This window comes from Salmonella sp. SAL00670 (genome assembly GCF_046552235.1).
Taxonomy (GTDB): domain Bacteria; phylum Pseudomonadota; class Gammaproteobacteria; order Enterobacterales; family Enterobacteriaceae; genus Salmonella; species Salmonella enterica.
Map to the genome: position 1 here is coordinate 1249473 of NZ_JBGDUO010000001.1, position 26203 is coordinate 1275675.

Here is a 26203-nt window from a genome sequence, read left to right on the forward strand (position 1 = left end):
TGAGAAATGGAAATTAATGAAAAATTGCTGCGCCAGATAATTGAAGACGTGCTCCGCGATATGAAGGGCAGCGATAAACCCGTCTCGTTTAATGCGCCTGCGGCATCCACAGCACCACAGACCGCTGCGCCTGCGGGCGACGGCTTTCTGACCGAAGTGGGCGAAGCGCGCCAGGGTACTCAGCAGGACGAAGTCATTATCGCCGTCGGCCCGGCATTTGGCCTGGCACAGACTGTTAATATCGTCGGCTTACCGCATAAGAGCATCCTGCGCGAAGTCATTGCCGGTATTGAAGAAGAAGGTATCAGGGCGCGCGTGATTCGTTGCTTTAAATCTTCCGACGTGGCGTTCGTCGCCGTTGAAGGTAACCGCCTGAGCGGCTCCGGCATTTCCATCGGCATCCAGTCGAAAGGCACTACGGTTATCCACCAGCAGGGACTACCGCCGCTCTCCAACCTGGAGCTGTTCCCGCAAGCACCGCTGCTGACGCTGGAAACCTACCGTCAGATTGGTAAAAACGCCGCCCGTTATGCGAAACGCGAATCACCGCAGCCGGTCCCTACGCTGAATGACCAGATGGCACGCCCGAAGTACCAGGCAAAGTCGGCCATTTTGCACATTAAAGAGACCAAGTACGTCGTGACGGGCAAAAACCCGCAGGAACTGCGCGTGGCGCTTTGATAAAGGATAACTCCATGAATACCGACGCAATTGAATCGATGGTTCGGGACGTATTGAGCCGCATGAACAGCCTGCAGGGCGATGCGCCAGCCGCGGCTTCGGCGGCAGGCGGCACGTCCCGCAGCGCAAAGGTCAGCGACTACCCGCTGGCGAACAAACACCCGGAATGGGTGAAAACCGCCACCAATAAAACGCTGGACGACTTTACGCTGGAAAACGTGCTGAGCAATAAAGTCACCGCTCAGGATATGCGTATTACCCCGGAAACCCTGCGCTTACAGGCGTCTATCGCCAAAGATGCGGGCCGCGACCGGCTGGCGATGAACTTTGAACGCGCCGCCGAACTGACCGCGGTACCGGACGATCGCATTCTTGAAATCTACAACGCCCTTCGCCCCTATCGCTCGACGAAAGAAGAGCTGATGGCTATCGCCGACGATCTCGAAAACCGCTATCAGGCGAAGATCTGCGCAGCTTTCGTTCGCGAAGCGGCAACGCTGTATGTCGAGCGTAAAAAACTCAAAGGCGACGATTAACTTTAGGGGTAGACAATGCGATATATAGCTGGCATTGACATCGGTAACTCATCAACGGAAGTCGCACTGGCGCGGCAAGATGAGACTGGCACACTGACGATTACGCACAGCGCGCTGGCGGAAACCACCGGGATCAAAGGCACGTTGCGTAACGTGTTCGGCATTCAGGAAGCGCTCGCCCTCGTCGCAAAGCGCGCGGGGATCAATGTCAGCGATATTTCGCTCATCCGCATTAACGAAGCCACGCCGGTGATTGGCGATGTGGCGATGGAAACCATTACCGAAACCATCATCACCGAATCGACAATGATCGGCCATAACCCAAAAACACCGGGCGGAGTAGGCCTTGGTGTGGGTATCACGATTACGCCGGAGGAGCTGTTAACCCGCCCGGCGGACTCGTCCTATATTCTGGTGGTGTCATCGGCATTCGATTTTGCCGACATCGCCAATGTTATCAACGCCTCAATGCGTGCCGGATACCAGATTACCGGCGTCATTTTGCAGCGCGACGATGGCGTACTGGTCAGCAACCGGCTGGAAAAATCGCTGCCGATCGTTGACGAGGTTCTGTACATCGACCGCATTCCGCTGGGGATGCTGGCGGCGATTGAAGTCGCCGTGCCGGGGAAGGTTATCGAGACCCTCTCCAACCCTTACGGCATCGCCACCGTATTCAACCTCAACGCCGATGAGACGAAAAACATCGTCCCGATGGCGCGCGCGCTGATTGGCAACCGTTCCGCCGTGGTCGTTAAAACGCCATCCGGCGACGTCAAAGCGCGCGCAATACCCGCCGGTAACCTGGAGCTGCAGGCGCAGGGTCGTACCGTGCGCGTGGATGTTGCCGCCGGTGCCGAAGCTATCATGAAAGCGGTGGACGGCTGCGGCAAGCTCGACAACGTCACCGGCGAGGCCGGGACCAATATCGGCGGCATGCTGGAGCACGTACGCCAGACCATGGCCGAGCTAACCAATAAGCCCAGCAGCGAGATTTTCATTCAGGATCTTCTGGCCGTTGACACCTCGGTTCCGGTGAGCGTCACCGGCGGTCTGGCCGGGGAGTTCTCGCTGGAGCAGGCCGTCGGCATCGCCTCGATGGTGAAATCAGACCGTCTGCAAATGGCGATGATTGCCCGTGAAATTGAGCAGAAGCTTAATATCGACGTGCAGATCGGCGGCGCTGAGGCTGAAGCCGCCATTCTCGGCGCGCTGACCACGCCGGGTACCACCCGACCGCTGGCGATCCTCGACCTCGGCGCGGGCTCCACCGATGCCTCCATCATCAACCCTAAAGGCGAAATCATCGCCACCCATCTCGCCGGGGCAGGCGACATGGTCACGATGATTATTGCCCGCGAACTGGGGCTGGAAGACCGCTATCTGGCGGAAGAGATCAAAAAATACCCGCTGGCGAAGGTCGAAAGCCTGTTCCACTTACGCCACGAGGATGGCAGCGTCCAGTTCTTCCCGACGCCGCTGCCTCCTACGGTGTTCGCCCGCGTCTGCGTGGTGAAACCGGACGAACTGGTGCCGCTTCCCGGCGACTTAGCGCTGGAAAAAGTGCGTGCCATTCGCCGCAGCGCTAAAGAACGCGTCTTTGTCACCAACGCCCTGCGCGCGCTGCGCCAGGTCAGTCCAACCGGCAACATTCGCGATATTCCGTTCGTGGTGCTGGTCGGCGGCTCGTCGCTGGATTTCGAAGTTCCGCAGCTGGTCACCGATGCGCTGGCGCACTACCGCCTGGTCGCCGGGCGAGGAAATATTCGCGGCAGCGAAGGCCCAAGAAACGCGGTGGCCACCGGTCTGATTCTCTCCTGGCACAAGGAGTTTGCACATGGACAGTAATCACAGCGCCCCGGCCATCGTCATTACCGTTATCAACGACTGCGCCAGCCTCTGGCACGAAGTGCTGCTGGGTATCGAAGAGGAAGGTATCCCTTTCCTGCTTCAGCATCACCCGGCTGGAGATATCGTTGACAGCGCCTGGCAGGCGGCGCGCAGCTCGCCGCTGCTAGTCGGCATCGCCTGCGATCGACACTCGCTGGTCGTGCATTACAAGAATTTACCCGCATCGGCGCCGCTTTTTACGCTGATGCATCATCAGGACAGTCAGGCCCAACGCAACACCGGTAATAACGCGGCACGACTGGTCAAAGGGATCCCTTTTCGGGATCTCCATGTTTAATCACAGGAGAACGGCAGTATGAATAACGCACTGGGACTGGTTGAAACAAAAGGGTTAGTAGGCGCCATTGAAGCTGCCGACGCCATGGTGAAATCCGCCAACGTACAGCTGGTGGGCTACGAAAAAATTGGTTCTGGCCTGGTTACCGTCATGGTTCGCGGCGATGTCGGCGCGGTTAAAGCAGCCGTAGATGCCGGCAGCGCAGCGGCAAGCGTCGTGGGTGAAGTGAAATCCTGCCACGTTATCCCGCGTCCGCACAGTGATGTTGAGGCCATTTTACCGAAATCAGCCTAATCGATGGCGAATAAGGAGCACCGCGTGAAGCAATCACTGGGATTACTTGAAGTTTGTGGTCTGGCACTGGCTATCAGCTGCGCCGATATCATGGCGAAATCCGCTTCTATCACGCTGCTCGCCCTCGAAAAGACCAATGGTTCAGGCTGGATGGTGATTAAAATTACCGGTGATGTGGCCTCCGTGCAGGCGGCCATCACCACCGGTGCGCAATTTGCCGAACAGCGGAATGGTCTGGTGGCCCACAAGGTTATCGCCAGGCCCGGAGAAGGGATCCTGCTCGCAGAGACACCCTCCCCCTCCGTCATTGAACCTGAGCCAGAAGCGTCAGAGATAGCTGATGTCGTTTCTGAAGCGCCAGCCGAAGAGGCCCCGCAGGAATCAGAACTGGTCAGCTGCAATCTGTGTCTGGATCCAAAATGTCCGCGCCAGAAGGGCGAACCTCGTACGCTTTGCATTCATTCCGGCAAGCGAGGTGAAGCGTAATGGATAAAGAGCTTCTGCAATCAACGGTCCGTAAAGTTCTCGACGAGATGCGCCAGCGGCCTATTCCGCTGGGCGTCTCAAACCGTCATATCCACCTGTCCGCGCAGGATTATGAGCGGCTGTTTCCCGGCCATCCCATCAGCGAAAAAAAAGCGCTACTGCAGCCGGGACAATATGCTGCGGAGCAAACCGTCACCCTGGTAGGGCCGAAAGGACAGCTCAAAAATGTGCGCCTGCTCGGCCCGCTGCGCTCGGTAAGCCAGGTAGAAATATCGCGTACCGATGCCAGAACGCTGGGGATTGCCGCGCCGCTGAGAATGTCCGGCAACCTGAAGGGCACACCTGGCATCCGCCTGGTCAGCCCCTTTGGCGAACTGGAGCTACCTTCCGGGGTTATCGTCGCGCAGCGGCATATTCATATGTCGCCGCTTGATGCGCTGATCCTGCGGGTTTCCCACGGCGATATGGTCTCCGTGGCGATTGAAGGCGACGATCGCGGGCTGATTTTCAACAACGTGGCGATTCGCGTTTCACCGGACATGCGCCTCGAAATGCACATTGATACCGATGAAGCCAACGCCGCTGGTGCCGATAACCCGCAGGCCTTTGCCCGGCTGGTAGGCCCGCGATGAACGGCGAAACTCTGCAGCGCATTGTCGAGGAGATTGTCTCCCGACTGCAGCGCCGTGCCCAGAGCACGGTAACGCTGAGCGTTGCGCAGCTTCGCGATGCCGACTGCCCAGCGCTGTTCTGTCAGCACGCGTCGCTGCGCATCCTGCTCGTCGACCTGCCGCTGCTGGGTCAGCTTGCGGATGCAGAAACCGACGATGCCGCCGCCCGGAAAATTCACGACGCGCTGGCGTTTGGCATCCGCGTACAGCTCAGCCTGCACAGCCAGCTGCTGCCGGTTATCCCGGTAAAAAAACTGGCTCGTCTGCCGGTGGTATTCACCGATGAGCGCGGACTGCCGCTGGTTCTGCATGCGGGTTCGGTGCTGAGCTATCGCGATGTCGCGCTGCTAAACCGGGGGCGTCTGGTTATCCACCGCAAATGCATCGTGACCGCCCTGGCGCGCGAAGCAGCTAATGCGCGGAATATTCAATTAATTAAGCAGGAGTAAATCATGCATCTGGCACGAGTCACGGGCGCGGTTGTCTCCACGCAAAAATCACCTTCTTTGATTGGGAAAAAGCTGCTGCTGGTGCGTCGGGTCAGCGCCGATGGCGAACTCCCCGCCTCGCCCACCTCCGGCGATGAAGTGGCCGTGGACTCCGTCGGCGCGGGCGTCGGCGAACTGGTTTTGCTCAGCGGCGGCTCCAGCGCCAGGCACGTTTTTTCCGGGCCAAATGAGGCCATCGACCTCGCCGTTGTCGGCATTGTAGATACGCTTTCGCGTTAAGGGGCGGTTATGGCGATTTATACCCGAACAGGTGACGCTGGCACCACATCACTGTTTACCGGCCAGCGGGTGAGCAAAACCCACCCGCGGGTTGAAGCCTACGGCACGCTGGATGAGCTGAACGCCGCGCTGAGCCTGTGCGCCTGCGCCGCTGCGGATGAAAATCACCGCACCTTACTCGAGGCCATCCAGCAGCAACTTTTTTGGTTTAGCGCAGAGCTGGCCAGCGACAGCGAGCAGCCGTCGCCCAAACAGCGCTACATCAGCAGCGAAGAGATTTCGGCCCTGGAAGCCGCTATCGATCGGGCAATGGCCCGCGTCGAACCGCTGCACAGCTTTATTTTACCCGGACGCTGCGAAGCCGCGAGCCGATTACATTTTGCCCGCACGCTGGCGCGCCGCGCCGAACGCCGTCTGGTTGAACTGGCAACTGAAGTCAACGTACGCCAGGTGCTGATGCGCTACATCAACCGCTTATCGGACTGCCTGTACGCCCTGGCCCGCGCGGAAGATAGCGATGCGCACCAGGCCAACATCATCCGCGAAGTTAGCAAGCGCTATCTGGCTGCCAGCCAGCCGACCCGCAGCAAGGAGACAACGCCCGTGGCCCTCTCATTCCACGATCTGCACCAGCTCACCCGCGCCGCCGTTGAACGCGCGCAGCAACTGCAGGTTCCGGTAGTCGTCAGCATCGTTGACGCGCACGGCACGGAAACTGTGACCTGGCGGATGCCGGACGCCCTGCTGGTCAGCAGCGAGCTGGCGCCGAAAAAGGCCTGGACCGCAGTGGCGATGAAAACGGCGACCCATGAGCTGAGCGATGTCGTTCAGCCGGGCGCCGCGCTTTACGGTCTGGAAAGTCATTTACAGGGAAAAGTGGTCACCTTTGGCGGCGGTTACGCCCTGTGGCGCGGCGGCATATTAATTGGGGGTCTTGGCATCAGCGGCGGCAGCGTTGAGCAGGACATGGACATAGCACAGACCGCCATCGCGGCTATTAACGTGGGAACTCATCAATGAATACTTCTGAACTCGAAACCCTGATTCGCACCATTCTTAGCGAGCAATTAACCACGCCGGCGCAAACGCCGGTCCAGCCTCAGGGCAAAGGGATTTTCCAGTCCGTGAGCGAGGCCATCGACGCCGCGCACCAGGCGTTCTTACGTTATCAGCAGTGCCCGCTAAAAACCCGCAGCGCCATTATCAGCGCGATGCGTCAGGAGCTGACGCCGCTGCTGGCGCCCCTGGCGGAAGAGAGCGCCAATGAAACGGGGATGGGCAACAAAGAAGATAAATTTCTCAAAAACAAGGCTGCGCTGGACAACACGCCGGGCGTAGAAGATCTCACCACCACCGCGCTGACCGGCGACGGCGGCATGGTGCTGTTTGAATACTCACCGTTTGGCGTTATCGGTTCGGTCGCCCCAAGCACCAACCCGACGGAAACCATCATCAACAACAGTATCAGCATGCTGGCGGCGGGCAACAGTATCTACTTTAGCCCGCATCCGGGAGCGAAAAAGGTCTCTCTGAAGCTGATTAGCCTGATTGAAGAGATTGCCTTCCGCTGCTGCGGCATCCGCAATCTGGTGGTGACCGTGGCGGAACCCACCTTCGAAGCGACCCAGCAGATGATGGCCCACCCGCGAATCGCAGTACTGGCCATTACCGGCGGCCCGGGCATTGTGGCAATGGGCATGAAGAGCGGTAAGAAGGTGATTGGCGCTGGCGCGGGTAACCCGCCCTGCATCGTTGATGAAACGGCGGACCTGGTGAAAGCGGCGGAAGATATCATCAACGGCGCGTCATTCGATTACAACCTGCCCTGCATTGCCGAGAAGAGCCTGATCGTAGTGGAGAGTGTCGCCGAACGTCTGGTGCAGCAAATGCAAACCTTCGGCGCGCTGCTGTTAAGCCCTGCCGATACCGACAAACTCCGCGCCGTCTGCCTGCCTGAAGGCCAGGCGAATAAAAAACTGGTCGGCAAGAGCCCATCGGCCATGCTGGAAGCCGCCGGGATCGCTGTCCCTGCAAAAGCGCCGCGTCTGCTGATTGCGCTGGTTAACGCTGACGATCCGTGGGTCACCAGCGAACAGTTGATGCCGATGCTGCCAGTGGTAAAAGTCAGCGATTTCGATAGCGCGCTGGCGCTGGCCCTGAAGGTTGAAGAGGGACTGCATCATACCGCCATTATGCACTCGCAGAACGTGTCGCGCCTGAACCTCGCGGCCCGCACCCTGCAAACCTCGATATTCGTCAAAAACGGCCCATCTTATGCCGGGATCGGCGTCGGCGGCGAAGGCTTTACCACCTTCACTATCGCCACGCCAACCGGTGAAGGGACCACGTCAGCGCGTACTTTTGCCCGTTCCCGGCGCTGCGTACTGACCAACGGCTTTTCTATTCGCTAACTGAGGTCGCGATGAATACCTTCTCACTACAAACGCGGTTGTACAGCGGTCAGGGCAGCCTGGCGGTGCTCAAGCGCTTTACCAATAAGCACATCTGGATAATCTGCGATGGCTTTCTGGCGCGCTCTCCGCTGCTGGATACCCTGCGTAACGCGCTGCCCGCAGATAACCGCATCAGCGTCTTTAGCGAGATAACGCCGGACCCCACCATCCACACAATGGTTCAGGGCATTGCGCAAATGCAGGCTCTGCAACCGCAGGTGGTGATTGGTTTTGGCGGCGGCTCGGCAATGGACGCGGCGAAAGCGATTGTCTGGTTTAGCCAGCAGAGCGGGATCAACATCGAAACCTGCGTGGCGATCCCGACCACCAGCGGCACCGGCTCGGAAGTGACCAGCGCCTGCGTAATTAGCGACCCGGATAAAGGCATCAAGTATCCGCTGTTCAACAATGCGCTGTATCCGGATATGGCGATCCTCGACCCGGAGCTGGTGGTCAGCGTACCGCCGCAGATTACCGCCAACACCGGCATGGACGTGCTGACCCACGCCCTGGAGGCCTGGGTGTCACCGCGCGCCAGCGACTTTACCGACGCGCTAGCGGAAAAGGCCGCCAAACTGGTGTTCCAGTATCTGCCCACGGCGGTGGAAAAAGGCGACTGCGTGGCGACGCGCGGGAAAATGCACAACGCTTCAACGCTCGCCGGGATGGCCTTCAGCCAGGCGGGGCTGGGGCTTAACCACGCGATAGCCCACCAGCTTGGCGGACAGTTTCATCTGCCGCACGGGCTGGCCAATGCGCTGCTGCTCACGACGGTGATCCGCTTTAACGCGGGTGACCCGCGCGCCGCCAAACGCTATGCGCGGCTGGCCAAAGCCTGCGGTTTTTGCCCGGCAGAAGCCAATGACGTTGCGGCAATCAATGCGCTGATTCAGCAAATCGAACTGCTTAAGCAACGCTGCGCCCTTCCCTCACTGGCCGTTGCGCTTAAAGAAGGAAGATCCGACTTTTCCGCACGTATTCCGGCGATGGTGCAGGCCGCGCTGGCGGATATCACGCTGCGCACCAACCCGCGCCCGGCCAGCGCCGAGGAAATTCGCGAGCTGCTGGAGGAACTGCTATGAGCGCCGCCATCAATAGCGTTGAAATGTCCCATAGCGCCGATGAAATTCGCGAGCGCGTCCGCGCAGCGGGCGTTGTCGGCGCGGGCGGCGCAGGTTTTCCCGCTCACGTCAAACTACAGGCGCAGGTAGAGATTTTTCTGGTGAACGCCGCCGAGTGTGAACCGATGCTCAAAGTTGACCAGCAACTGATGTGGCAGCAAGCTGCGCGCCTTGTGCGCGGCGTACAGTACGCCATGACGGCAACCGGCGCGCGCGAAGGGGTGATAGCCCTGAAAGAAAAATACCGCCGGGCCATCGACGCCCTCACCCCACTGCTGCCAGACGGTATCCGCCTGCATATCCTGCCGGATGTTTATCCTGCGGGCGATGAGGTGCTAACTATCTGGATGGCAACCGGCCGCCGGGTCGCCCCGGCTGCGCTACCGGCCAGCGTCGGCGTGGTCGTCAATAACGTGCAAACGGTGCTGAATATTGCCCGGGCGATCGAGCAGCAGTTTCCGGTCACTCGTCGCACGTTGACCGTGAACGGCGCGGTCGCCAGACCGTTGACCGTTACCGTTCCTATCGGCATGTCACTGCATGAAGTGCTGGCGCTGGCGGGCGGCGCAACGGTCGACGACCCTGGTTTTATTAACGGCGGCCCGATGATGGGTGGTCTGATTACCTCTCTTGATAACCCGGTGACGAAAACTACCGGCGGCCTGCTGGTGCTCCCAAAAAGCCATCCGCTTATCCAGCGCAGGATGCAGGACGAGCGCACAGTGCTTTCCGTCGCGCGCACCGTCTGCGAACAGTGCCGACTCTGTACCGATCTCTGCCCACGACATCTGATCGGCCACGAACTCTCTCCGCACCTGCTGGTGCGGGCGGTGAACTTTCATCAGGCTGCCACGCCGCAACTGCTGCTGAGCGCCCTTACCTGCTCGGAATGCAACATTTGCGAAAGCGTGGCCTGCCCGGTCGGGATCTCGCCGATGCGCATCAACCGCATGTTAAAACGCGAGCTGCGGGCGCAAAACCAGCGCTACGAAGGGCCGCTGTATCCAGCCGACGAGATGGCGAAATATCGCCTCGTGCCAGTGAAGCGGCTGATCGCCAAACTGGGACTAAGCCCCTGGTACCAGGAAGCGCCGCTGGTTGAAGAAGAGCCGTCAGTAGAAAAAGTCACTTTGCAGCTGCGCCAGCATATTGGTGCCAGCGCAGTACCGACTGTTGCCGTCGGCGAGCGCGTGACGCGCGGGCAATGCGTTGCCGATGTCCCGCCTGGCGCGCTCGGCGCATCCATTCACGCCAGCATCGACGGCGTTGTATCGGCCATCAGCGAACAGGCCATCACGGTTGTAAGAGGTTAACCATGTCTCAGGCTATAGGAATTTTAGAACTCACCAGCATTGCCAAAGGGATGGAACTCGGCGATGCGATGCTGAAAAGCGCCAACGTCGATCTACTGGTCAGCAAGACCATCTGCCCGGGGAAGTTTTTACTGATGCTCGGCGGGGATATCGGCGCTGTCCAGCAGGCCATTGAAACCGGTACGTCGCAGGCCGGCGAGATGCTCGTCGACAGCCTGGTGCTGGCAAATATTCATCCCAGCGTACTTCCGGCCATCAGCGGCCTGAACAGCGTCGATAAGCGTCAGGCGGTCGGCATCGTCGAAACCTGGAGCGTGGCGGCCTGCATTAGCGCCGCAGACCGGGCGGTGAAAGGCTCAAACGTCACCCTGGTGCGGGTGCATATGGCCTTCGGTATCGGCGGTAAATGCTACATGGTGGTGGCGGGCGACGTTTCTGACGTCAATAACGCCGTGACGGTTGCCAGCGAAAGCGCGGGCGAGAAAGGGTTGTTGGTTTACCGTTCGGTGATCCCACGCCCGCATGAAGCCATGTGGCGACAGATGGTGGAGGGATAATGGAAAGACAACCGACAACGGATCGCATGATTCAGGAATACGTGCCGGGAAAACAGGTCACCCTCGCGCACCTGATTGCCAATCCCGGCAAAGCTCTCTTTAAGAAGCTGGGCCTGCCGGATGCGGTGTCCGCCATTGGCATCCTTACCATCACGCCGAGCGAAGCCTCGATTATCGCCTGCGATATCGCTACCAAATCCGGCGCGGTGGAGATTGGTTTTCTTGACCGCTTTACCGGCGCGGTGGTGCTGACTGGCGATGTTTCCGCCGTGGAATATGCCCTTAAGCAGGTGACGCGCACACTGGGCGAGATGATGCAGTTCACCACTTGCTCGATCACCCGGACGTAACGTCATGAAGCGTCTGATGTTTATCGGTCCCAGCCAGTGCGGCAAAACCTCGCTGACCCAAAGCCTGCGCGGCGAAGCGCTCCATTATAAGAAAACCCAGGCCATTGAATGGTCGCCGATGGCTATCGACACGCCGGGCGAATACCTGGAGAACCGCTGTCTGTACAGCGCCCTGCTGACCAGCGCCTGCGAGGCCGACGTTATCGCCCTGGTGTTAAATGCCGACGCCCAGTGGTCGCCGTTTTCTCCGGGTTTTACCGTCCCGATGAACCGCCCGACGATTGGTCTTGTCACCAAAGCCGATCTCGCCGACCCGCAGCGTATTTCGCTGGTCGCACAATGGCTTACGCAGGCTGGCGCCCGGCAGATTTTTATTACCAGCGCGTTGAATAATTCGGGTCTCGACGCCGTGCTGGATTTTCTGAATTCGAAGGAACCTTTATGTCTTACAAAATAATGGCCATTAACGCCGGCAGCTCATCGTTAAAATTCCAGCTGCTGGAGATGCCGCAGGGCGACATGCTCTGCCAGGGGCTGATTGAGCGTATCGGTATGGCGGATGCGCAGGTGACAATTAAGACGCACAGCCAAAAATGGCAGGAAACCGTCCCCGTTGCCGATCATCGCGATGCGGTAACGCTGCTTCTGGAAAAGCTGCTGGGTTATCAAATCATTAACAGTCTGCAGGACATTGACGGGGTGGGCCATCGTGTGGCGCACGGCGGTGAGTTTTTTAAAGACTCGACGCTGGTCACGGATGAAACGTTAGCGCAAATCGAACGTCTTGCTGAACTGGCCCCGCTTCACAACCCGGTAAACGCGTTGGGTATTCACGTTTTTCGTCAACTGTTGCCTGATGCTCCTTCCGTAGCCGTGTTTGATACGGCATTTCACCAGACGCTGGATGAACCCGCCTATATTTACCCGCTTCCCTGGCATTATTACGCGGAACTGGGGATTCGCCGTTATGGCTTTCATGGCACCAGCCATAAGTATGTCAGCGGCGTTCTGGCGGAAAAGCTGGGCGTACCACTCAGCGCATTACGGGTGATTTGTTGTCATCTTGGAAACGGTAGCAGCATCTGCGCCATCAAGAACGGGCGTTCGGTCAATACGTCGATGGGCTTTACGCCGCAGTCAGGCGTGATGATGGGCACCCGTAGCGGAGATATTGATCCCTCTATTCTGCCGTGGATAGCCCAGCGCGAAAGCAAAACACCGCAACAGTTGAATCAGTTATTAAATAATGAGTCAGGCTTGCTGGGCGTTTCTGGCGTGTCGTCTGATTACCGCGATGTCGAACAGGCAGCCAATACCGGTAACCGGCAGGCTAAACTCGCTCTCACTCTGTTTGCCGAACGCATTCGCGCCACCATTGGCAGCTATATTATGCAAATGGGAGGACTGGATGCGCTGGTATTCACTGGGGGAATTGGCGAGAACTCAGCGCGCGCCAGATCGGCGGTGTGCCATAATTTGCAATTTTTAGGCTTAGCCGTTGATGAAGAGAAAAATCAGCGTAATGCGACATTTATCCAGACGGAGAACGCCCTGGTGAAAGTCGCCGTCATCAACACCAACGAAGAGTTAATGATCGCACAAGACGTTATGCGCATTGCGCTACCGGCCACGGAAGGGCTTTGTGTACCAGCCTGAGAGGGTTATACGACGCATTGCGGCAAGTCATGGTAATAACGCTTTTACCATGACACTATGCGCGCACACTATTCGTACCTGAAAGGTGATAACGTGGCTGTTGCGCAATGCCCCGCCTCATGCGGGGAACTTATCCAGGGATGGATTCTGGGCAGTGAGAAACTGGTCTCCTGCCCCGTTGACTGGTACAGCACCGTAGCAGTCACGGCTGCGCCGCCGTTGGTAAACGAACGCCCATTGTCGCGGGCGATGGTGGAGCGCGTTCTGGCGCACTGGCAGTATCCTGCGCACTGGAGTAATGAGATTCGCGTCGATGTGCGTTCGTCAATTCCCGTTGCCAAAGGCATGGCCAGCAGCACCGCAGATATTGCCGCTACGGCAGTGGCAACGGCGCATCATCTTGGCCATTCGCTGGATGAAACTACCCTTGCACAGCTTTGCGTCTCAATCGAACCCACTGATAGCACCGTTTTTCATCAGTTAACGCTGTTTGATCATAATAATGCGGCCACGCAAATCGCCTGCGAGCCACCGCCGCCAATCGATTTGCTGGTACTGGAAAGTCCGGTCACACTGCGCACGCAAGATTACCACCGTCTCCCTCGCCAGCAGAAATTAATAGCAAGTTCACCAACCTTGCAGCAGGCCTGGAATCTGGTGCAGGAAGCCTGTATAACGCAAAATCCGCTCCAACTGGGTGAGGCGGCTACGCTTAGCGCTATCGCCAGCCAGACGCTGTTACCTAAGCCAGGATTTACCGCCCTGCTGTCGCTGGTCGAAGAGTGTGATTTATACGGATTGAACGTGGCACATAGCGGTAGCGTGGTGGGTCTGATGCTGGACCGGAAACGTCATGACATTGCGCGCCTGAAAGGTAAGCTGGCAGAGAAAAAACTTACCCGACACTGGCCAAAACAACATTTACTCAAGATGGTCACAGGCGGAGTCAAACTGCAGTGAGAGCCTGATATACGCTCCCACTGCCGTAGCGCATTATTCGGCTTTTACATCGGCGTGTTTCATTTCGCCCATCGCTTTCAGCTTTTTGGAAATGTCGCGACGCTCTTTGGAGATTTCGGCATTTTTAATGATGTAGTCATCAACGCGATCTTCATAGTCGCTTTTCATGCTGGCGATGATACCCTGAATCGCCTCAACGCTCATACCTGGCTTGATGTAGTCGCTCAGGTTGTCCAGCAGCAGCACACGCTTCTGGTTGTCACGGATCTTCTTCTCAATGTCCTGAATTTCACGCTGCAGTTTATTTTTGCGACGGAACAGACGAACAAACTCCAGCACGTCCTGGAAAGAAGGCTTGGTTGTTTCCATTTTTACACCCCTGATAATGTGAGATTCGGATTCGTTAAGCAACTGCTAGTGGATAAACATTACGTTTATCCCCGTCATACTTCAAGCCGCCAGAGGAAACACCGTTACGTCGCCGCCTGTGGAAACCTGAAGGTTCGGGGATAAAATCGTTGCCAGTAGCACTCATTTTATCCTTATATTAGTATCATACTCTTAATCTTTGCTGAATCGAAGCAGCAACAAATTCATTCGCCCCATCTGCTTTTTATTTGCGCAAAGCCCGGCAGATCAAATGTGAAAGCAGTTCCAACTGTCGGGCCGTTTCCATACTTAGCCAAACATAGCCGTGGATGGGGGTTTCAGCCACCGCGTCGCCCTGCTGCTCGTTCATTAGCTGCCGCAACTCGGCAGCAATATCATTCAGTTTACCGGTGTTTGCCAGTACCGGCTGCGGGTTGCCTTCAAACAACGCGTGGGCGATCGTTAGCAAGGTTTGCTGCGTCATCTGCTGGGTTTCACGCAATGTGTGCGCGTTAAGCATCACAAAATGGCTGGCGCGCGTCGCCCAGTGGGCATTGATTTGTAATTCAAGCATACAAACCAGGTTGCGGTTGATGGTCTGAATGGCCTCGAAAATAGATTTTTGTATCCGGGTTTCTTTACTGGCAGGCGTTATCAGCCCGCGCATTTTGACGACATCGTTCAGCAACCGTTGCAAATGTTTATCCAACCGGGGGCGCTCCAGCAAATTCGGCGACAGCGCTGCCTGATACACCCGATTATACGCCGTGACGCAATGAGCCAGTTGGATGCGCCAGTGCAAAAAGGCGCGCTGGGGCCAGATGCCGGTAAACAACATTGCCAGTAGCGACCCCAAAATCACATCCCCGCCACGCCATAATGCCGTATCCATATCACCAGCGGGAGCGCCGACAACAACGGCGAGCGTTATGCCTATCAGTAGCGCCTGATACGGTTTTTTCCCTAAGGCCAGCCAGCCGCACAAAAACATCGCTATCGCACACCACACCAGCATCAGCGGTAAGGAAAAGAGCTCCAGGCGTAGCGCCACCAGCCCTAACGCCGCGCCCAGAATCGTACCGCCTATGCGCTCAAAAGCACGAGGCACTACATTTCCCCAGAATGAGATGGGCCCCATAATCACCACTAACGTGATTAGCGGCCATGTGCCCTCGGGAATAGAAAACAGACGAACCAGCAGAAAGGTAAGAATGAACGCCAGGGCGATACGTATGCCATGCACGATGCGATAATGACGGTACAACCGTATTTCAAAAGGGCTTAATGACTTATCGGCACGCACGCTTGCGCTCCTTACGGGAATGGCAAAAAATGCATTGTACCTGCTTTATAGCAAAAATAGCGCACTGGCGGACGGAACACATTATCCGTCCGCTCTTTTCAGCCAGGAAACCAGTCGTTCACTTCCGCTGTACCGGAATATACATTTCAATATCCCAGTATCCATCTTCCATGCCGTTATTCAGATAGGTTTCAAAACAGGGCGCAGAGGCTATCTGATAAGCGCTATCCTGCTCCAGGACATCAAAAAACCGTTCCCACGGCTTCGCAAAGTCACGGTCTTCCACTCGCGCGACAGCAGTGGCATATTCGCCGCCTTCAATGGCGGTCACGATTACGCCTTCGCTATTGTCCGGCAGGATGAAATTCTCTGCCACGGACACCACGGTATCGCAGCGGAGTTTTTCTGCAGGTACGACATCTGGATTGTCGTAATAGACGGCAATCCATTCAACTGGCACGATCCGCTGTCGATCCACCCACGTCATCAGTTGTTCAAAACCCTGCTTCACGGTGTGTTCCCATGGACCGACCATGTGGAAACCGGCTATCTTGCGTTTTTGTTCCTGCCTGATTTCGTAATCCATGCTGCCTCCGTCACTTTACCATACTGTATGAATGTACAGTATAATTACAGCCTTTTACGGTCACAAGGACAGCGTGATCATTTTGTGAGCAACCTCGCAATCCCGCCCTTTTGACACCTCAGATGACGGTGAACGGTGTGTGACAACGGCTTACGCTTTATGCTGAAAATAGTCGCTCAGACGAGAGAACATACCGCCTTTACCCACCGACTCCAGAGTGACCAGCGGCCACTGAGCGATCAGTTTATCCCGATCGTATAGCTCTATTTCACCTACCCGTTGATGAGCGGCGATTGGCGCCTCCAGCTCTTTTCTATCCAGCACATATTTTGCTTTGATATGCGGAATTTCCGCTTTAGGCAGCGCCATCCAGAAATCCTGTTCCGTACCCAGCGCAATCTTTTCTTTATCTCCATACCAGATTCGCTCGCTGCCCACTTTTTTACCGCTGTGCAAAATCTGCACCGTCGCAAAGTTTTGCTGGCCCCACTGCAACAGTTTTCGCGCCTGTTCCTCACGGCCTTTCGAACTTTTCGCCCCCATCACGACGGCGATAAGTCGACGCTGCCCGTCCACCGCCGATGCGATAAGATTAAATCCCGCCCCCGATGTGTGTCCGGTTTTAAGCCCATCGATATGCATGGTCTTATCCCACAACAAGCCGTTGCGGTTCTGCTGCGTGATGCCGTTCCAGGTCAGGCTTTTCTCGCTGTACATGTGATAAAATTCAGGTTCGCCGTGAATAATCGCCCGGGAGAGTACGGCCAGATCATACGCGGAGCTATGTTGTCCCGGCGCATCCAGACCGTGGACGGTTTCAAAATGGGTATCCTGCAAATTGAGTTTTTTCACATAGCTGTTCATCATCGCCACAAACTGCGGCTGCCCGCCCGCGATATAATCCGCCAGCGCCACACAGGCATCGTTACCGGAATCCACAATTAAGCCACGGCTTAAATCGCGTACCGACACGCGATCCCCTTCTTTTAAAAACATCAACGAGGAGCCGACAAACACCGGATTATCCTTCGCCCAGGCGTCGCGCCCAACGGTGACGATATCGTCAGGGCTGATACGATGACTATCGATGGCGCGATCGACGACGTAGCCCGTCATTAGCTTGGTAAGGCTGGCGGGATTACGTTGCTGGTGTTCATTACCGGCGGTAAGAACCTGTCCCGTAGTGTAATCCATCAACACCCAGGCGCCTGCATCAATGGCTGGCGGTTGGGGAGCAAAACTTACGGCATCGGCCGCAAGCGCAGGAGAAAGGTGCATCGCGAATAAAGAAGCGGCAATAAACAAACGGCGTTTCAACAGCATGTCCTCAGGATGGTCTCTATTTGCCGTTCTTTTTACGGAAGTTCAGTTAAACAAACATGGATAAATTGCAAGAAAATGTGACACAAGGCACATTTTCTTGCTGACATTATTTTATGGATACGCTCAGACGGCGGACTTATCCCCGCGCGGCGCGGTACGATGACGATGATAGCCGTCAACCATGCTACGGAAAATTTGTCCCGGCGTGTCGCCAAGAGTACACAGATAGAGATGCGCGCAAATAAACAGTAAGCCGATGATAGCAAGCGCCATATGCAGCACCAGCATCACAGGGCCCAGACCCGCAACCTGCGGATAGAGACACAGCAAACCGGTGATGATTAACAGCGGTACCAGCGCGTACATAATCGCCAGATATGCCAGTTGTTGCAGTGGATTGAACTTATTCTGCTCTGTTGCCGCGAACGGATGCGCTTCCCCTTTCATAATGCCAAAAAGGTAAAAACGCGTCTGGCGTATGCAGCGCGTTACCAGTCCGGAAAAATTTACCCGATAGTGACGCCCGTTACCTGTGGTGAGGTTGATCAGCACAAACCCGACCCAGAAAGCCAGTAAGGCAAAACCACACCAGGTATGCACTTGTACCATTAGCGCTACAGGGCCGAGAGAAAAATGACCAAATAAACCGCTTAACAGTAATAAAACAAACAGTAACGCATTTCCCCAATGCCAACGGCGAATCGCCAGCGAGTAGAGATAGTCACGATGCTCTTCGCCGCCCGCCGTGTTTGGCGCCAGCATCCGGCGCAATAACGCATGGATAACCAGCCCAACAAGCATGAGCAGCACCACGACGCCTGCATAAATTAACCACAGCGGCCAATAATCTGGCGCATAGTGTAGTTCCGCTCCCCAGATAGTATTCATGCTTTACCCTCCTGATGGACTTCTTTACGACGGTACAGACTGACCGCGCCGCTACGCGCCTCCTGCTGGCGATAGACCTCTTTCTGACCGACCCAGCGCTGGATCTCGCTCTCATCCAGTCTGCCGAATTTCAGCGCGTCCGTTGGGCAAACGGATACGCACGCCGGAGACTGGCCAGCCGCCAACCGCGTGTCGGCGCAGAAGTTACACTTGTCGGCGACACCGGTTTGCGGATTCAAATAGCGCACATGGAAAGGACACGCGGCAACACAATAATCGCAGCCAATACAGCGCGATTTATCCACCTGCACGATCCCGTTTTCATCACGATATGACGCTCCGGTAGGACAAACGCTGACACATGGCGCATTTTCACAGTGCTGACAGGAGACGCGGACAAATTGAAAATGGGTTAGTGCGTTGGATGCCTGTTCAGGGGCGCGAATTTGTACCTGTACGCGGCTAAATCCCTCCGGTACGTCATTAAGCACTTTGCAGGCAACGGTACACGCCTGGCAGCCGATACAACGTTTTTCATCATGCAGCATGACGTACTGATTCGTTAAATGATTCATGGTTCCCTCCTCCCTCATCCCCGACTCAGCGTCACGCCTGCGGTATGCACTACCGTACCGGATACCGGACTCGTCACGTGCGGCAGTAAATTTCCGCAGTGGATACCGTGTGTCGTCGCCGCCGTTTTGGCCCCAGCTTTAGCGCCAAATCCCATATAGACAAAAAGCGTGTCCGGGCGGATACCGGGCGTCACCAGCGCCTTACCTTTCTCTTTACCCGTGGCATTTTCCAGCCAGATCTCATCGCCGGTCTTAATGCCTTTTTCTTGCGCCGTTTGCGGATGGACCCAGACCGCGTTATCCCACATTAGCTCGCTGAGTAAAGGTACGTACTGCGTCGCGCCATTGGTATGCACGGCCACCTTGCCCTGAATGAAGTAAAGCTCATTCTCTTTTTTAAGCGCAAAGTCACGAACGCGCGGAACGCCGTAGCCTGGGAGCAATCCCTCCAGAGTTGCGGAATAAAGTTCGATTTTGCCGGAGGGCGATTTGAAGCGAAGCTGTTCGCCATAGGTGTTGTCGCTGTCCGTCGCGATAGCGCCGGGGTAACGCGCCGTAAACTGACGAACGGATTCTGGTTCGCGTAATAGCAGCGGAACGCCCCATTCGAGATACCCTTTCTGTCGCAGTTCCTTCGCTAAGGCATGGTCGCCGTTCAACTGATAGAGTTGGCGCGTCTGCATATCCTGCCACGGATAGTACTGCCCTAATCCCAACTGCTCGCCAAGTTCTTTCCAGATTTGCCAACTCGGACGCGCCTCGCCAATCGGCTCTACGACCTGTTGGCGCAGAGCGTAAGCCGGGTGCAGTCCCGACATATCGGATACCTCTTCGTCCCGTTCGAGATAGGTGCATTCCGGCAGTAGATAGTCGGCATATGCCGCGCTCTCGCTCAAATAGACATCGCAGCTGACCACCAGATCCAGTTGCTCAACGGTTTTTACCAGGTCCGAACGACAGGTGACGGTCTGGAAAGGATTATGCCGCGACATAATCCACGCCTTTATCGGGTAAGGCTTCTGGGTTAACGCCGCGTCAATAATGCTTTGCACCACGCCGCCGCCAGCGGCGATATATTTAAACTGCGGTGCGACCAAATCGATGCGTTGCGCCGTCGGTTTCGGCATATTTTTAATGTTGAGTTTCGCCAGCGTTGGCGCGACCTTTTCTCCGGCCAGTTTATTGTAAACAGACGCGTTTTTTTTCTGATATAGCCCGCCTTCGCGCTCAATATTACCGAGCAGCACATTAAGCGTAAAAATCATACGCCGCATATCGATCTCTTCCTGCGAGAACGTCGCGCGATGACCAGGACTGACAATAGCGTGAGGCGCGCAGGCAGCCAGTTCGCGTGTCACCCGGACAATAACGTCGGCTGGGACATCGGCCTGCGCGGCGGCCCATTCCGGCGTCGTCTCTTTTACCGCCTGTGCTAACTGTTCAAATCCGCTGGTATAACGCTCAACAAAAGACGCATCGTAGAGCTGTTCATCAATCATGACGTGGCACATCGCCAGCAGAACCGCTAAATCCCCCCCGGGACGAATAGCGTGCCACTCATCCGCCTTGCTGGAAAATATCGACAAACGCGGATCGAAGCTCACCATTTTGGCCCCCTTCTCCTGCGCGGTCATTAACTCATGGGTATCGGCAACTTCAATCCCTTCATACAAATTGTGGCCAAACGAAACCAGATAGCGCGTGTTAGCGATATCCATCGCCAGATCGCCGCCCATCATCACTTTTGCCGCAATGGCTTTCCCGGCAGGGCATGTTGAGGCGTGAGTAAAGGTATTAGGCGAACCAAAGGCCGTAGCCAGATGGAAAAGATGGCTGGAGAGCGAGCCCGATTTGGAAGAGAAAGCCACGCTCTCGGGGCCATGCTGCGCTTTGATGGCATTCATTTTCGCCGCGATTTCCTGGTAAGCCTGTTGCCAGCTAATCACCTGCCATTCACCGTCGCCGCGTGGCCCGGTGCGTTTCATAGGTTTTACAATCCGTTGCGGGTCATTGACCAGGCTGACGCCGCTCCCGCCCCTGGCGCATATGCGCGTCCCCTGCTGCGGCGCAGAAGGATTGCCCTGGATAAAAACGGTCTTGTTATTGACTACCTGCGCCTGAATAGGGCAACGAAAGGAACACATTTCGCACAAACTTGGCGTTAGCGTGGTTTTACCGTTAATGCCGGCAATCGGGTTGCGCGCCAGCGCCCCGGGCGGAAAAGCGCCCAGCGCGCAGGCAGAGCAGCCTATGCCTACCCCCTGCAAAAAAGAACGACGACTAATGCTCATATAACCTCCTGTTATTAGATATAGCTGAAGATTATATTTAATTTGTATTATGAAATGTCGGCTTCAATCACAATTTGAAATAGTTGTTAAAATGAGCATGCCAACACGATAAAACCTTTTATTTTATAAATATTTTACATTTCCTGAACACGCACATGGACTGTCATCGAATAATCAGCAGAATTACCAAACAACCCGCTGTTAATTATAAAAATGATACAATTCCAATAACACGTAATAATATTTAAAAGAAAACGATTATTTCCTGAAAAGCGATTTCACGCGCTTTACGCAGTTCTTTTTCATACGCGCCGGAACGTCCGCCGACGATATCCCAAATGCCGGCGAAAAACGCTGGTTGAGCATCGAAGCGGGTTTACTTTTGCGTGCATACGGGCTCCGTTACCCGACCCGCTCTCTTATGCCTGGATTTTTCCGCAGATACGCCAGCGTCCCACAATACGGTGACATGATGACAGGATGGACACTTTCTGAAAGAAACCTGCCAGATAGCATGGTGAATTGTGATCTCCATCGCCATACCGACATATGAAGCTTACTTTTAAGGCGTTAAAAATCCAGACCGTTTTTCCATAATGATGTTGATAAGGAATTCTAATGAAGATATCATCAGGCGCAATTAATTTTTCTACTATTCCTAACCAGGTTAAAAAATTAATTACCTCTATTCGTGAACATACGAAAAACGGGCTCACCTCAAAAATAACCAGTGTTAAAAACACGCATACATCTTTAAATGAAAAATTTAAAACAGGAAAGGACTCACCGATTGAGTTCGCGTTACCACAAAAAATAAAAGACTTCTTTCAGCCGAAAGATAAAAACACCTTAAACAAAACATTGATTACTGTTAAAAATATTAAAGATACAAATAATGCAGGCAAGAAAAATATTTCAGCAGAAGATGTCTCAAAAATGAATGCAGCATTCATGCGTAAGCATATTGCAAATCAAACATGTGATTATAATTACAGAATGACAGGTGCGGCCCCGCTCCCCGGTGGAGTCTCTGTATCAGCCAATAACAGGCCTACGGTTTCTGAAGGTAGAACACCACCAGTATCCCCCTCCCTCTCACTTCAGGCTACGTCTTCCCCGTCATCACCTGCCGACTGGGCTAAGAAACTCACGGATGCAGTTTTACGACAGAAAGCCGGAGAAACCCTTACGGCCGCAGATCGCGATTTTTCAAACGCAGATTTCCGTAATATTACATTCAGCAAAATATTTCCCCCCAGCTTCATGGAGCGAGACGGCGATATTATTAAGGGGTTCAACTTTTCAAATTCAAAATTTACTTATTCTGATATATCTCATTTACATTTTGACGAATGCCGATTCACTTACTCGACACTGAGTGATGTAGTCTGCAGTAATACGAAATTTAGTAATTCAGACATGAATGAAGTGGTTTTACAGTATTCAATTACTACACAACAACAGCCCTCTTTTATTGATACAACATTAAAAAATACGCTTATACGTCACAAAGCCAACCTCTCTGGCGTTATTTTAAATGAACCGGATAATTCATCACCTCCGTCAGTGTCAGGGGGCGGAAATTTTATTCGTCTAGGTGATATCTGGCTGCAAATGCCACTCCTTTGGACTGAGAACGCTGTGGATGGATTTTTAAATCATGAGCACAATAATGGTAAAAGTATTCTGATGACCATTGACAGCCTGCCCGATAAATACAGTCAGGAAAAAGTCCAGGCAATGGAAAACCTGGTTAAGTCATTGCGGGGTGGCCGCTTAACAGAGGCATGTATCCGGCCAGTTGAAAGTTCGCTGGTAAGCGTACTGGCCCACCCCCCCTATACGCAAAGTGCGCTTATCAGCGAGTGGCTCGGGCCTGTTCAGGAACGTTTTTTTGCCCACCAGTGCCAGACCTATAATGACGTTCCCCTGCCGGCTCCTGACACATATTATCAGCAGCGCATACTGCCTGTGTTGCTGGATTCGTTTGACAGGAACAGCGCCGCCATGACCACTCACAGCGGACTCTTTAATCAGGTGATTTTACACTGTATGACAGGCGTGGACTGCACTGATGGCACCCGCCAGAAAGCTGCAGCGCTTTATGAACAGTATCTTGCGCACCCGGCGGTGTCTCCCCACATCCATAATGGACTCTTCGGCAATTATGACGGCAGCCCGGACTGGACAACCCGCGCCGCAGATAATTTCCTGCTGCTTTCCTCCCAGGATTCAGACACGGCGATGATGCTCTCCACTGACACGCTGTTAACAATGCTAAACCCTACTCCTGACACTGCATGGGACAACTTTTACCTGCTGCGAGCCGGAGAGAACGTTTCCACCGCGCAAATCTCTCCGGTAGAGTTATTCCGTCATGACTTTCCGGTGTTTCTCGCCGCATTTAATCAGCAGGCCGTGCAGCGACGCTTTGGGGAGCTGATTGATATCATCCTCAGCACTGAAGAGCACGGGGAGCTGAACCAGCAGTTTCTTGCCGCCACGAACCAGAAACATTCCACCGTGAAGTTGATTGATGATGCCTCAGTGTCGCGTCTGGCCACCATTTTTGACCCCTTGCTTCCTGAAGGCAAACTCAGCCCGGCACACTACCAGCACATCCTCAGTGCTTATCACCTGACGGACGCCACCCCACAGAAGCAGGCGGAAACCCTGTTCTGTCTCAGTACCGCATTCGCACGCTATTCCTCCAGCGCCATTTTCGGCACTGAGCATGACTCTCCGCCGGCCCTGAGAGGCTATGCGGAGGCGCTGATGCAGAAAGCCTGGGAGCTGTCTCCGGCGATCTTCCCGTCCAGCGAACAGTTTACCGACTGGTCCGACCGTTTTCACGGCCTCCATGGCGCCTTTACCTGTACCAGCGTTGTGGCGGATAGTATGCAACGTCATGCCAGAAAATATTTCCCGAGTGTTCTGTCATCCATCCTGCCACTGGCCTGGGCCTAGTCCAGCCTCAACCCGCATGAAATTAAGGGACACAGCGTTGTGTCCCTCTGTACATAGACCCGTTTTAGTCCATGCATTTTTTGAGATCCCGGCCAGATTGCCCCTGGCCTAAATTCCATACAGTACTAAATCAGAATCAGTAATTTCAGATGGACCGGAATATGGTTTACCATAGAGGGAGCGTAGCTTAGTGTCGCTGATGGTCATTTTAGTATTTTGTACTCAATGATTTTAATGTTTATGTACTCACCATCGCATGTACGAACATTAGCAACAATATCAATTGGTGTACAAATACAATCAATCAACGACAAAATAAAAGAATAAAATATTTCATATACATATAACATCAGGCGTGTACATCAAGTGACAGTTAAAAACGACAGCATACAGAGCACATTCCTCTTCCACGATTACGAAACCTTCGGTACGCATCCTGCCCTCGACAGACCTGCGCAATTTGCCGCGCTCCGTACGGATAACGACTTCAACGTTATTGGCGAGCCGGAGGTGTTTTATTGCAAACCCGCTGATGATTATCTACCGCAGCCCGGCGCAGTGCTGATTACCGGCATCACGCCGCAGGAAGCGCGTGAGAAAGGAGAAAACGAAGCCGCTTTCGCCAGACGCATTCATGCGCTGTTTACCGTTCCTAAAACCTGCGTTGTGGGCTACAACAATGTGCGTTTTGATGATGAAGTTACGCGCAATATTTTTTATCGCAACTTTTACGATCCCTACGCCTGGAGCTGGCAGCATGATAATTCACGTTGGGATCTATTGGATGTCATGCGCGCCTGTTATGCGCTGCGCCCGGAGGGAATTAACTGGCCGGAAAACGACGACGGCCTGCCCAGCTTTCGTCTGGAACATTTAACCCAGGCGAACGGGATCGAACACAGCAACGCGCATGATGCGATGGCGGATGTCTACGCCACTATTGCGATGGCGCAACTGGTGAAAACACGCCAGCCGCGACTGTTTGATTATCTTTATAGCCACCGCAGTAAACATAAACTGGCGGCGCTGATTGACGTCCCGCAAATGAAGCCGCTGGTGCATGTCTCCGGCATGTTTGGCGCGTGGCGCGGTAATACAAGCTGGGTCGCGCCGCTGGCGTGGCATCCAGAAAACCGTAACGCGGTGATCATGGTCGATTTAGCAGGCGATATTTCTCCTCTTCTTGAGCTGGACAGCGACACCCTTCGCGAGCGGCTTTATACGGCCAAAGCCGATCTTGGCGATCACGTCGCAGTGCCGGTAAAGCTGGTGCATATCAATAAATGTCCGGTACTGGCGCAGGCGAATACCTTGCGCCCGGAGGATGCCGACCGGCTGGGAATTAACCGCCAGCACTGCCTGGATAACCTGAAAGTGCTGCGTGAAAACCCGCAGGTCCGCGACAAAGTGGTGGCGATTTTCGCCGAAGCCGAACCTTTTGCCGCCTCGGATAACGTTGATGCCCAGCTCTATGATGGTTTTTTCAGCGATGCCGATCGCGCAGCCATGAAAATCGTACTCGAAACCGAGCCGCGTAACCTGCCCGCGCTGGATATTACCTTTGTCGATAAGCGCATTGAGAAGCTGCTGTTTAATTACCGCGCACGCAATTTTCCCGGTACGCTGGATGACGCAGAGCAGCAGCGCTGGCTGGAGCATCGCCGTCAGGTGCTGACGCCGGAGTTTTTACAACAGTATGCCAATGAATTGCAGATGCTTTCTCAGCAGTATGCGGAAGATAAAACGAAGCTGGGGTTGCTGAAATCACTGTGGCAGTACGCAACCGAGATTGTGTAATTGACCAATGCCTGACGGGCATTGTTAATCCAGAGCGGATAAATAGTGACGCCGCCATCCGGTAAACATGCTGGATGACAAACAAAAAACCGGAGGCACTGCCTCCGGTT

Annotated in this window: 27 protein-coding genes and 2 pseudogenes; 20 read left to right on the forward strand and 9 right to left on the reverse strand. The window is 54.9% G+C overall.

Translation table 11 applies throughout. The features are described from left to right. Window positions 1-6: 6 nt before the first annotated feature. From pduD to pduX, 18 genes are all read left to right on the forward strand, one after another. Complete coding sequence (pduD, locus tag ACLJRS_RS06380; protein WP_000405049.1) at window positions 7-681, forward strand: propanediol dehydratase medium subunit PduD; 675 nt, start codon at window positions 7-9, stop codon at window positions 679-681. 14 nt (window positions 682-695) lie between these two features. Beyond that, entirely contained in the window at window positions 696-1217 is a 522-nt protein-coding gene (gene pduE, locus ACLJRS_RS06385; RefSeq protein ID WP_001090606.1) for a propanediol dehydratase small subunit PduE, read from the forward strand. Window positions 1218-1232: 15 nt separating this feature from the next. Then, window positions 1233-3065, forward strand: a complete 1833-nt coding sequence (pduG, locus tag ACLJRS_RS06390) for a propanediol dehydratase reactivase alpha subunit PduG (protein WP_001268891.1) — start codon at window positions 1233-1235, stop codon at window positions 3063-3065. Further along, window positions 3055-3405: a propanediol dehydratase reactivase beta subunit PduH gene (gene pduH, locus ACLJRS_RS06395; protein WP_000377962.1), complete on the forward strand. Its 351-nt coding sequence runs from the start codon at window positions 3055-3057 to the stop codon at window positions 3403-3405. The genes pduG and pduH overlap by 11 nt, the downstream gene beginning before the upstream one ends. A gap of 18 nt (window positions 3406-3423) precedes the next feature. Then, on the forward strand, window positions 3424-3699 hold the full coding sequence (gene pduJ, locus ACLJRS_RS06400; protein ID WP_001057755.1) for a propanediol utilization microcompartment protein PduJ: 276 nt from the start codon (window positions 3424-3426) through the stop codon (window positions 3697-3699). Between the two features lie 3 nt (window positions 3700-3702). After that, window positions 3703-4185, forward strand: coding sequence for a propanediol utilization microcompartment protein PduK (gene pduK, locus ACLJRS_RS06405; RefSeq protein WP_001284393.1), 483 nt, complete (start codon window positions 3703-3705; stop codon window positions 4183-4185). After that, entirely contained in the window at window positions 4185-4817 is a 633-nt protein-coding gene (locus ACLJRS_RS06410) for a phosphate propanoyltransferase (protein ID WP_000356713.1), read from the forward strand. Before pduK ends, ACLJRS_RS06410 begins: the two co-directional genes overlap by 1 nt. Continuing rightward, entirely contained in the window at window positions 4814-5305 is a 492-nt protein-coding gene (pduM, locus tag ACLJRS_RS06415) for a microcompartment protein PduM (RefSeq protein WP_001012970.1), read from the forward strand. Before ACLJRS_RS06410 ends, pduM begins: the two co-directional genes overlap by 4 nt. Before the next feature lie 3 nt (window positions 5306-5308). Then, window positions 5309-5584: a propanediol utilization microcompartment protein PduN gene (gene pduN, locus ACLJRS_RS06420; protein ID WP_000549825.1), complete on the forward strand. Its 276-nt coding sequence runs from the start codon at window positions 5309-5311 to the stop codon at window positions 5582-5584. Between the two features lie 9 nt (window positions 5585-5593). Further along, window positions 5594-6604, forward strand: coding sequence for a two-domain cob(I)yrinic acid a,c-diamide adenosyltransferase PduO (pduO, locus tag ACLJRS_RS06425; protein WP_001029488.1), 1011 nt, complete (start codon window positions 5594-5596; stop codon window positions 6602-6604). Then, window positions 6601-7995, forward strand: a complete 1395-nt coding sequence (gene pduP / locus ACLJRS_RS06430; RefSeq protein ID WP_001097680.1) for a CoA-acylating propionaldehyde dehydrogenase PduP — start codon at window positions 6601-6603, stop codon at window positions 7993-7995. Before pduO ends, pduP begins: the two co-directional genes overlap by 4 nt. 11 nt (window positions 7996-8006) lie before the next feature. Continuing rightward, entirely contained in the window at window positions 8007-9119 is a 1113-nt protein-coding gene (pduQ, locus tag ACLJRS_RS06435) for a 1-propanol dehydrogenase PduQ (RefSeq protein ID WP_410957764.1), read from the forward strand. Continuing rightward, window positions 9116-10471: a cobalamin reductase PduS gene (pduS, locus tag ACLJRS_RS06440; protein ID WP_001271293.1), complete on the forward strand. Its 1356-nt coding sequence runs from the start codon at window positions 9116-9118 to the stop codon at window positions 10469-10471. Before pduQ ends, pduS begins: the two co-directional genes overlap by 4 nt. A 2-nt stretch (window positions 10472-10473) precedes the next feature. Continuing rightward, complete coding sequence (gene pduT / locus ACLJRS_RS06445; RefSeq protein WP_000075774.1) at window positions 10474-11028, forward strand: propanediol utilization microcompartment protein PduT; 555 nt, start codon at window positions 10474-10476, stop codon at window positions 11026-11028. Beyond that, window positions 11028-11378 carry a propanediol utilization microcompartment protein PduU gene (gene pduU / locus ACLJRS_RS06450; protein WP_000441098.1) on the forward strand — a complete coding sequence of 117 codons (351 nt, stop codon included), beginning with the start codon at window positions 11028-11030 and terminating at the stop codon, window positions 11376-11378. Before pduT ends, pduU begins: the two co-directional genes overlap by 1 nt. A gap of 4 nt (window positions 11379-11382) precedes the next feature. After that, on the forward strand, window positions 11383-11835 hold the full coding sequence (gene pduV, locus ACLJRS_RS06455) for a propanediol utilization protein PduV (RefSeq protein ID WP_000826280.1): 453 nt from the start codon (window positions 11383-11385) through the stop codon (window positions 11833-11835). Next, entirely contained in the window at window positions 11820-13034 is a 1215-nt protein-coding gene (pduW, locus tag ACLJRS_RS06460; RefSeq protein WP_000120641.1) for a propanediol utilization propionate kinase PduW, read from the forward strand. Before pduV ends, pduW begins: the two co-directional genes overlap by 16 nt. 93 nt (window positions 13035-13127) lie before the next feature. Continuing rightward, on the forward strand, window positions 13128-13994 hold the full coding sequence (gene pduX, locus ACLJRS_RS06465; RefSeq protein ID WP_001673791.1) for an L-threonine kinase PduX: 867 nt from the start codon (window positions 13128-13130) through the stop codon (window positions 13992-13994). A gap of 33 nt (window positions 13995-14027) precedes the next feature. Here pduX and ACLJRS_RS06470 read toward each other — a convergent pair whose 3' ends face one another. The 8 genes and pseudogenes from ACLJRS_RS06470 to ACLJRS_RS06505 form a co-directional block, all read right to left on the reverse strand. Continuing rightward, entirely contained in the window at window positions 14028-14363 is a 336-nt protein-coding gene (locus ACLJRS_RS06470; protein ID WP_000450405.1) for a DUF496 family protein, read from the reverse strand. A 244-nt stretch (window positions 14364-14607) separates the two neighbouring features. Further along, window positions 14608-15666, reverse strand: a complete 1059-nt coding sequence (locus ACLJRS_RS06475; RefSeq protein ID WP_001200854.1) for an FUSC family protein — start codon at window positions 15664-15666, stop codon at window positions 14608-14610. A 118-nt stretch (window positions 15667-15784) separates the two neighbouring features. Beyond that, entirely contained in the window at window positions 15785-16252 is a 468-nt protein-coding gene (gene sbmC / locus ACLJRS_RS06480; protein ID WP_000384326.1) for a DNA gyrase inhibitor SbmC, read from the reverse strand. 150 nt (window positions 16253-16402) lie between these two features. Next, window positions 16403-17575, reverse strand: a complete 1173-nt coding sequence (gene dacD, locus ACLJRS_RS06485; protein ID WP_000925044.1) for a serine-type D-Ala-D-Ala carboxypeptidase DacD — start codon at window positions 17573-17575, stop codon at window positions 16403-16405. A 123-nt stretch (window positions 17576-17698) separates the two neighbouring features. After that, on the reverse strand, window positions 17699-18463 hold the full coding sequence (gene phsC, locus ACLJRS_RS06490; RefSeq protein WP_001092563.1) for a thiosulfate reductase cytochrome B subunit: 765 nt from the start codon (window positions 18461-18463) through the stop codon (window positions 17699-17701). Further along, a complete protein-coding gene (gene phsB / locus ACLJRS_RS06495) occupies window positions 18460-19038 on the reverse strand; it encodes a thiosulfate reductase electron transport protein PhsB (protein ID WP_001016236.1) in 579 nt (192 codons plus the stop codon). The genes phsC and phsB overlap by 4 nt, the downstream gene beginning before the upstream one ends. A 14-nt stretch (window positions 19039-19052) precedes the next feature. Further along, window positions 19053-21329 carry a thiosulfate reductase PhsA gene (gene phsA, locus ACLJRS_RS06500; protein WP_000028220.1) on the reverse strand — a complete coding sequence of 759 codons (2277 nt, stop codon included), beginning with the start codon at window positions 21327-21329 and terminating at the stop codon, window positions 19053-19055. A 259-nt stretch (window positions 21330-21588) separates the two neighbouring features. Further along, window positions 21589-21681: pseudogene (locus tag ACLJRS_RS06505) on the reverse strand (heavy metal-binding domain-containing protein); the annotation flags it as partial. A 266-nt stretch (window positions 21682-21947) separates the two neighbouring features. Between ACLJRS_RS06505 and sopA the strand changes: the two are divergent. After that, window positions 21948-24296, forward strand: coding sequence for an SPI-1 type III secretion system effector HECT-type E3 ubiquitin transferase SopA (gene sopA, locus ACLJRS_RS06510; RefSeq protein ID WP_000703996.1), 2349 nt, complete (start codon window positions 21948-21950; stop codon window positions 24294-24296). Between the two features lie 129 nt (window positions 24297-24425). On the opposite strand, the pseudogene ACLJRS_RS06515 reads toward sopA, so the two are convergent. Next, window positions 24426-24503 (reverse strand): annotated as a pseudogene (locus ACLJRS_RS06515) (hypothetical protein); the annotation flags it as partial. Between the two features lie 159 nt (window positions 24504-24662). On the opposite strand from ACLJRS_RS06515, the gene sbcB reads away from it, so the two are divergent. Further along, a complete protein-coding gene (gene sbcB / locus ACLJRS_RS06520; RefSeq protein ID WP_000216702.1) occupies window positions 24663-26093 on the forward strand; it encodes an exodeoxyribonuclease I in 1431 nt (476 codons plus the stop codon). Window positions 26094-26203: the final 110 nt, after the last annotated feature.